Annotated in this window: 3 protein-coding genes and 6 pseudogenes; all 9 read left to right on the top strand. The window is 56.7% G+C overall.

Annotated features, from left to right (window positions below):
- Nucleotides 1–191: 191 nt before the first annotated feature.
- The 9 genes and pseudogenes from JCM13995_RS06195 (at nucleotide 192) to JCM13995_RS06155 (ending at nucleotide 6704) form a co-directional block, all read left to right on the top strand.
- Nucleotides 192–1170 (top strand): annotated as a pseudogene (locus JCM13995_RS06195) (rod shape-determining protein).
- An 85-nt stretch (nucleotides 1171–1255) separates the two neighbouring features.
- Nucleotides 1256–2119 (top strand): annotated as a pseudogene (gene mreC / locus JCM13995_RS06190) (rod shape-determining protein MreC).
- Between the two features lies 1 nt (nucleotide 2120).
- Nucleotides 2121–2651, top strand: coding sequence for a rod shape-determining protein MreD (gene mreD / locus JCM13995_RS06185; RefSeq protein WP_054663609.1), 531 nt, complete (start codon nucleotides 2121–2123; stop codon nucleotides 2649–2651).
- Between the two features lie 147 nt (nucleotides 2652–2798).
- Nucleotides 2799–3203 (top strand): annotated as a pseudogene (locus tag JCM13995_RS14400) (septum site-determining protein MinC); the annotation flags it as partial.
- Nucleotides 3145–3327 (top strand): hypothetical protein, encoded by a 183-nt coding sequence (locus JCM13995_RS06175; RefSeq protein WP_156314356.1) that lies wholly within the window; start codon nucleotides 3145–3147, stop codon nucleotides 3325–3327. The pseudogene JCM13995_RS14400 and the gene JCM13995_RS06175, both read left to right, overlap by 59 nt.
- Nucleotides 3327–4126 (top strand): annotated as a pseudogene (minD, locus tag JCM13995_RS06170) (septum site-determining protein MinD). Before JCM13995_RS06175 ends, minD begins: the two are co-directional and overlap by 1 nt.
- A gap of 455 nt (nucleotides 4127–4581) precedes the next feature.
- A complete protein-coding gene (locus JCM13995_RS06165; RefSeq protein ID WP_054663600.1) occupies nucleotides 4582–5238 on the top strand; it encodes an amino acid ABC transporter permease in 657 nt (218 codons plus the stop codon).
- Nucleotides 5239–5253: 15 nt separating this feature from the next.
- Nucleotides 5254–5900, top strand: a pseudogene (locus JCM13995_RS06160) (amino acid ABC transporter ATP-binding protein).
- Nucleotides 5890–6704 (top strand): annotated as a pseudogene (locus tag JCM13995_RS06155) (amino acid ABC transporter substrate-binding protein). The pseudogenes JCM13995_RS06160 and JCM13995_RS06155 overlap by 11 nt, the downstream one beginning before the upstream one ends.
- The last annotated feature ends 10 nt before the right edge of the window (nucleotides 6705–6714 follow it).

The raw sequence follows: 6714 nt of genomic DNA, 5'->3' as shown, positions 1-6714 counted from the left end.
TCGTGGGTGGTGAGCGCTTTTATTCGTTTAACCAGGAACACCACCTGTAAGATTTATTAAATTATGGTTGGGAAAGCGCGTGATTGGTCAGGGCTGCGCCGGACCGCGAGTCGTTTATGCTATAATGCAAGGGATTAGAAAATCGGACTTGTAAGGAGAGAACGTCTTGCTTGGATTAGGCACAAAAAAACATCGGAATCGACCTCGGCACAGCGAACACCCTCGTGTACGTTGACGGCAAGGGCATCGTGACTAACGAACCTTCAGTGGTCGCAAAAAAACACACAAACAGGGGAAATCATTGCGGTGGGTGAAGAAGCCCGCGCGATGATCGGCCGCACCCCAGCTGACATCGACGCCATTCGGCCGATGAAAGACGGCGTGATCGCGGATTACGACACTACCGCAGCCATGCTGAAGTACTTCATGAACAAGGCGCTTGGTGGCAAGAACAATCACCCGCTGGTCATGATTTGCGTGCCCAGCGGCGTCACCGAAGTGGAGAAGCGCGCGGTGATCGACGCGGCCAAGGTGGCCGGCGCCAAAGAGGCTTACGTCATTGAAGAGCCATACGCCGCTGCCATTGGGGCGGGTCTGCCAGTGATGGATCCGACCGGCTCCATGGTGGTGGATATTGGCGGTGGCACCACCGACGTGGCCACCATTTCACTTGGCGGGATCGTCTCCAGCCGCTCGATCCGCATGGCCGGCGACAAAATCGACGAGGCCGTGATTGCTACATTCGGGCCAACTTCAATCTGCTGATTGGGGAACGCACCGCCGAAGAAATCAAGATCCAGCTGGGTTGCGCTTCGATCGAAGAGGCCAAGAAGCTGGACGCATGACGATTCGCGGCCGTGATTTGCTGACCGGTCTGCCTAAGACCCAGGACATCACGCAGTCGACGTCGCCAACGCCATTCAGGAAACCGTCCAGGCCATCATCGAAGCCATTAAGGACACCCTCGAAGAGACATCGCCGGAAATTGCCGCCGATGTGATCGATCACGGAATCGTGCTGACAGGCGGCGGCGCGCAGCTGAAGTCGCTTGACTCAGTGATCTCCGACGCGACCAAGGTGCCTGTGTTTGTGGCGCAAGATCCGCTGGAATGCGTGGCCATCGGTACTGGGGAATCCCTCAAGAACATCGATGTACTGAAGAAGCACTGATCCATGCAGGCAGCTGCAACCAGTGGCCGGTCCGCTAGTTTTATTGGGCCGGCTTTTTCGTTGAGAAGACCAAAAGGAGCGACTCATGCAAAAGTTCTTTTCTAACAAAAAAACTGATCGTCTTGATGGTCGCCTTGTTGGTCAGTGTGGGGCTGATGTTTACCTCAATGTCAGTGCGGAACAACAAGAACACCCCACCATTAGTGCAGCAGATCGGCAATGACATCGTTGGCATCGGTGGGCGCATCGTGGCCGCGCCAGGCAATTTTGTGAAGTACGGGCTCGATGACGTCAACGACCTGCTGAACACGTATCAGGAGAACCGGTTGCTAAAGGCGCAGGTGTCCACCCTCGCGCAAACCAAGGTGACCAACCAGACGCTGCAGGCGGAGAACCGCTCGCTAAAAAAAAGCAGCTCAAGCTTGATGCCACGCTGACGGATTACTCACAGATCACGGCGACGGTGATGATGCGCAGCCCCAGCGACTGGCGCAACATTGTGGTGATCAACAAGGGCCAAGGTGCCGGGGTTGCCAAGGGGATGCCGGTCATGGCCGGCTCGGGATTGGTTGGCCGCGTGGTCGAGGTTGAGAAGACCAACGCCAAGGTTGAAATGATGACCACAGATAACAAGTCGGCCGATCGGTTCGCCGCGCAGATCACGACGAGTAACGGCAGTATCGTCAACGGGGTGATCTCCAGCTACAGTGCCGCCAAAAACGAGCTGGTGCTGGGTCAGGTCAGCACCGAAGACAACATCAAAAAGGGCCAGCGTGTGGTCACTTCGGGGCTCGGCGGCAGCACGCCGAAAGGCCTGTTTATCGGCACCGTGGCCTCGGTGGCCAAGGACGACTTCGGCCTGGCGAACACGGTGTACGTGAAGCCTGCGGCCAACTTCAACGACTTGTCCGTGGTGACTGTGATCAACCGGACCATCAAGGGTGAGTAACATGCTGAAGGAAAAAAAGTTTACCAAGCACGGCTGGGTCCTGCTTTTGCTGCTGGTGACTCTGCTTTTGGACGGCGTCATCGCGCAGGTTTTTGCGCAGTTCGTGATGGCGCCGACCTTCACCGGCGTGCCGCAGCTGACGCTGATCGCGCTGATCATGACGGCCCTGCTGCTGCCGGAAGAAATTTACATTGTGGCAATTGCCGCGGTGTTTGGCCTGATTTTCGATAGCTACTACACCGGAATGCTTGGGGTCAACGCGCTGCTGTGGCCGCTGCTGATTTACGTGGTGCGGCAGCTGCGGCCGGTGGTACCCAAATCCCCGTTTTACATTGGGGCCGTGGTCGTCATTGTGCTGACGGTGTTCACGCTGGCCAATTACGCGGTCAACCGGTTCCTGGGGTTTGCCCAGGTCAGCACGATCACGCTGATCGCCAACCACATCGGGCCCAGCCTGATCGTGAATCTGGTTTTATTTGCGCTTGCGTATTTGCCTTTGCGCCAGATATTGATAAACTTAAGGATAGATTAAAGTTGGGGGTGTACGCATGGACGCAGTCACGCTGAAGGGGCGTAAAAGTGGGTTTGAGCTGCAGCTGGCATCAGAGGCTTCGCTGGATGAGGTCGTTGCGTCGTTGACCACGCTGCTGGCACGCGTGCCGGAGACACCAAGGACCAGAGCAATGTCGATTTTGTGCTGGAAACCGGGGACCGGCTGCTCAATGAGGCCCAGGCTAAAGCGGTGCAGGCGGTGTTTGACGCCTATCCGCAGTTTGAAATCAAGACCATCCATGCGGACGTGGCGGCCATCGAACCGCTGCGGGCCCACTTTGAGGCGAAGGCCACTCACTTAGTCGGCGGGATCCTGCGCTCCGGCCAGGAGGCGGATTACACTGGTGACGTGCTGTTCTTGGGCAACCTCCACCGTGGCGCGACGCTGCGCACCACCGGCAGCATTTTTTGTGATGGGGACCGTCGAGGGTCTGCTGATCGCCGGTGCGTTGGGCGATCAGGCGGCCGTCATTGTGGGCGACATCAGCCGCGCCGCGCAGATCCGCATCGCAGACACCTTGGAGATCATTGACAAGAATTCTTACACCGCGCAGACCACCTCTTACATCGATGACCTGCACGCCTTAGTGCACGGCAAGGTGCCGGAACTGAGCAAGTTGCGGCCAAAACTGTTCCGGAAACTGGAGGAAATGTAATGGGTACTTCTTTGGTTGTCACTTCAGGCAAAGGCGGTGTCGGTAAAACGACGACCACGGCCAACATCGGGACTGCACTGGCACTGCAGGGCAAGAAGGTGTGCCTGATGGATCTGGACATTGGGCTGCGCAATCTTGACGTGGTCTTGGGCCTGTCCAACCGGATCATTTACGACATTGTTGACGTGGCCAGCGGGCGTGCAAAGGTGCACCAGGCGCTGATTAAAGACAAGCGGTTCGACGATAAGCTCTATGTCCTCCCTGCCGCGCAGAATGCAGAGAAGGATTCGCTTGAACCGGACCAGGTCAAGGCCATTGTAGATGAGTTGCGGCCGGAATTTGATTTTTTTTAATTTTGGATTCGCCGGCGGCATTGAGCAGGGCTTCCGCAACGCTGTCGAAGGCGCAGACGGGGCAATCGTCGTCACCACGCCTGAGATTTCCGCGGTGTCTGACGCGGATCGCATTGTTGGCCTGCTGGAGCAACGCGACATGGTGTACCCGCCACGCCTGATCATCAACCGCATCCGCCAGCACATGATGGCGGATGGGCGGTCCATGGACATCGACGAGATCACGCAGCACCTGGGTATTGACCTGCTCGGCATCGTGGTCGATGACGACGGGGTGATCGCCAGCTCCAACAAGGGCGAAACTGTCGTGATGGACCCCGACGACATGGCCAGCCAGGGCTATCGCAACATTGCACGCCGCCTGCTGGGCGAGTCGGTGCCACTGATGAACATTGAGCAGAAAAAAAGTTGGTTTTTGGCACAGACTTTTTCATCATCAGGGTTGACATTCATTTTGAAGCAGGTATTATTGCCTTAATCAATTAAAACGTTGAGTGGAAATGGTGAGAAGCAGATCAGCCAAGCGAGTCCGGAGCGGTGAGAGCCGGACGTGATCATTCTTGCCTCACATCCATGAGTGCCTGATTGAACTCAGTAGGTCAGGCCGGTTGGGCTCGTTATCGCCGTGGTTGAAAAACTACATGAGACCGGTTCGGTGACGAAGCGGTGAGCATGAGGTGGCACCGCGGCATTCAAGTCGCCCTCATTCAGACAGCAGTCTGAATGGGGGTGTTTTTGTTTACCGCCAGCCCCGAGTTTTTCAACCACGTGAGGACCAGTCGGTGACGGCTGGTCGAAATGAGGTGGCACCGCGCGGAAGCGTCCTCAAGCAAAGCTTGAGGATACTTCTGTGTGGTGCTTTTTTTTATTCAACGTTGAGAAATGTGAGGGAGGAATAATCATGAGTTACATCAATTCGATTCTGCCGGCGTTAATGGACGGCGTCAAAATGACGTTGGGGGTCTTCTTCCTGACGCTGATCGGGGCCATCCCGCTGGGGATGCTGGTGTCAGTGGGGTTGATCCAGCGCGGCAAGAACATTCTCGCCAAGGCCGGTAAGGCGATTCTGTCCGCCTACATCTGGGTGTTTCGCGGCACGCCGCTGCTGCTGCAGTTGATTTTCGTGTTCTATGGCCTGCCGCTGATCGGCATTGTGTTTGACCGCTTCTCGGCCGTCATTTTCACCTTCATCCTCAACTACGCGGCGTACTTCGCCGAGATCTACCGCGGCGGATTCGGCGCCGTTGAGGAGGGCCAGTTCGAGGCCGCAACGGTGCTGAACATGACGCGCTGGCAAACGCTGCGCTACGTGGTCATTCCCCAGGTCCTAAAGATTGTCCTGCCGTCCATGGGCAACGAGGTGATCAACCTGGTCAAGGATTCCAGCTTGGTTTACGTCATCGGCCTGGGCGACCTGCTCCGCGCCGGCGAAGTGGCCACGTCTCGCGATGTCACGCTGGTGCCACTGGTCCTGGTCGCCGTCATTTACCTGGTGATGACGCTGCTGCTCACGCTGCTGCAGCGCCGCGTCGAAAAGTCATTCAGCTACTACAAGTAGGCAGGGGGTAAGCACATGTTAGAGCTTAAAAATATTTCCAAACGCTTCGGTGATCAGGTCGTCCTGGATAATCTAAGTGTCACCATTGAAGATCAGAAAACACTGGCGATCGTCGGCCCCAGCGGTGCCGGCAAGACCACCTTGCTGCGTATTATCGCCGGCCTGACTCCGGCTGACAGCGGCAGCTTCACTTACAATGGTCAGCCGACCACCGCCGCCGAGCTGCGTAAGCAAGGTGTCATTGGCGTCGTCTTCCAGGGCTTCGAGCTTTTCCCTAACCTGTCCGTGCTGAAAAACATCACACTGGCCCCGACACTGCAAGGGGTCAGCGCGGCAGCGGCGCAGAAGCACGCGCGCAACCTGATGGACCAGTTGGACCTAGAGGCGCAGGCCAACGCTTATCCTTACTCCTGTCGGGTGGTCAGAAGCAGCGGGTCGCGATCGCCCGGGCGCTGGCCTTGGATCCGAAAATTCTGCTTTACGACGAGCCGACCTCGGCGCTGGATCCCAACCTGCGCCAGTCGGTGGCAGACCTGATTGCCAGCGTCAAGCAGCAGGGCATGACTCAGGTCGTGGTTACGCATGACATGGAATTTGCCAAGATGGTGGCGGACGCGACGCTGACGGTGGCCAAGCAGGGGAGTGAGTCGAATGAAGCGTAAGTGGTTAACGATCCTGTTGACGCTGCTGGCTGGGTTCACCTTAGTGCTCGGCGGCTGCGCCCGCACCGAGCAAAAAAACTCCTGGCCGCGCATCAAGCAGGATAAAAAAGTGGTCGTCGGGTTGGACGATAGTTTTGTGCCGATGGGTTTTCGCCAAAAGAACGGCACTGTGGCCGGCTACGACATCGACCTGGCGCGGGCGCTGTTCAAGCTGTACGGCGTGAAGGTCAGCTTTCAGACGATTGACTGGTCCATGAAGGAAACCGAGCTGCGCAACCAAACCATCGATCTCATCTGGAATGGGTACACCGTGACGCCGGAGCGCCAAAAGCAGGTCGCCTTTTCTCAGGAGTACCTGAAGAATCACCAAGTCCTGGTCACCAAGCGGGCGGACCACATCAACTCATTTGCCGACATGAAAGGTAAGGTCGTCGGCGCGCAAAGTGAAAGCAGCGGCGCCTCGGACATTGACGCGCAGCCGAAGAAGCTCAAAGACCTGATTAAAAACCGCGAGCCGGTCCTGTACGACACCTTTGATAACGCCTTTCTGGACCTCAATGCCGGTCGCATTCAGGGCATTGTGATCGACGAGGTTTACGCGAATTACTACATTGCCCACCAAAAAGACCCGAGCGCCTACAAGGTGATTCAGGCACTTATCCGGCTGAGGACTTTGCGGTTGGGATGCGTAAGAGTGATAATGAGCTCAGAGATAAAATCAACACCGGCTTGAAGACGCTCAAAGCCAACGGCACTTTGAAGAAGTTAAACGAGAAGTGGTTTGGGGTGGCTTCGGTCGATTAGTGGGGAGTTT

The sequence above is a fragment of the Lacticaseibacillus camelliae DSM 22697 = JCM 13995 genome (assembly GCF_001311195.1).
Lineage (GTDB): Bacteria > Bacillota > Bacilli > Lactobacillales > Lactobacillaceae > Lacticaseibacillus > Lacticaseibacillus camelliae.
The sequence above is the reverse complement of the archived record's forward strand: the minus strand, read 5'-3'. Positions and strand labels throughout refer to the sequence as shown.